Here is a 1,440-nt window from a genome sequence, read left to right as displayed (position 1 = left end):
GCTCCCCTCCTCCCCTGCTCACAACTGATGGGTTATTTCTGCCCACCTGCACTAGTCCTAGTAGTTGAGCTAAAATTGGTAGTACTAGGTTAGGGGGATGGCGATGCCTGTCAGAGGCATTACATTCCAAATCAATTTCTGCCATATCCCCAGCTTGGGCAGTATCTCCCCGTCTTACCTGTACCCCAATTTGATGCCTTTCCCCTAGAGAAAAGGTTGAGAAAGTACGGCGCAGGAGGGGTAATAATGTGGTGAAAGTATCCTCATTTAACTGAGTGACCCAGCTATCTAAAACCTGCCATAGTTTACCATCGTGGAGTAACAATAGTCCGCTTCCTTTCAAAAACCCTTCTACCCAAGCAGCCGATTGGGTGGGTTCATTAGTAAGAGAAAGTGCCAATCCCATCCGTCGCGATGCTTCCTCTGTATCCCAAATATTACCATCCAGCAATAACCGACAACTGTAACCTGATAGTAATCCATGAATTATCGGCATATTCACTAGTTGAGTTAGTACCTTCTGCCAAGCAGTTTTATAATATTCATTTTGTAATAGAGAGATGGCACTATTTACTTGATGGCATAGCTGATACATATTACTTGCCGCATCATCATCTAGAGAATAACAGCATCCCGGCAAACCAATACAGATTCTTGCCACTAACCCATCCACGACATGACGGACAATATTACTATCGATTTTGCGAATATTACCATAACGCAGCACATTAGCTAAAGGCGGTAAAGCTGCCATTAAATATGTGACATCCCTAGTCAGAGCCGCCTCAGCTTGCAAGCGATTCATGATGTAACCCACTGCATCAGGTAAATCAGCTAGTAATACTAGATCTAATAAGCGAGTTAATCCAGGTAATTCTGGTATCTTTTCAGCTAAATTGCGACTAGAAGCAGTTGCTGCATCTAGAATAGTATTCCCCCAGATGCCCGCTTCAATTAACTTAACCGCAAATTCCGGTTGCCACCGCACCCGCCATTTTTCTTTAAAAGTTCCTTGTCCTGTTTTCTGAGATAAAATACCCCAAGGAATAGCAAGTAGATTGAGACGGTGTAGTAATTGCGATCGCGCTAAATCATTTTCTTTACGCAAGTCTAGCTCATATAGTTTCTCCGTCACTTCCTGTGGCATTCGCAGTCGCTTTTGTAGCCGCTGCAAGTCACGCTGCAAGGGAACCATCTCAGTTTCATCAGGTACAGATCCCAAACATTCTCCGACAATGAGTTTATCGTGAATCAAGCCCATGGGCAAATCGCTACCAAAGCATAAGACGGTTTGGGTAGCTTCATTTAATTCTGACAAACCAGGGAAACTGCGATCGCGCAATCCTGCCAAAGATTCTGCTAATCTTACCGCATCAATTAAATTAGCGGAAGAGGCATCTAATCCTTCTTCCCGCAATAACTGCGCTACTTTAATCATCC

Annotated in this window: 1 protein-coding gene; it reads right to left on the bottom strand. The window is 44.0% G+C overall.

Features of this window, described 5'->3' with window-relative positions; genetic code table 11:
• Positions 1 to 1,440 (bottom strand): DUF5682 family protein (locus NJ959_RS29480; RefSeq protein ID WP_254015317.1); only part of this gene is annotated, 1,440 nt, incomplete at both ends.

It is taken from the genome of Limnofasciculus baicalensis BBK-W-15 (assembly GCF_024178385.1).
GTDB classification, from domain to species: domain Bacteria; phylum Cyanobacteriota; class Cyanobacteriia; order Cyanobacteriales; family Coleofasciculaceae; genus Limnofasciculus; species Limnofasciculus baicalensis.
This window is presented reverse-complemented; position numbering and strand designations above follow the sequence as displayed.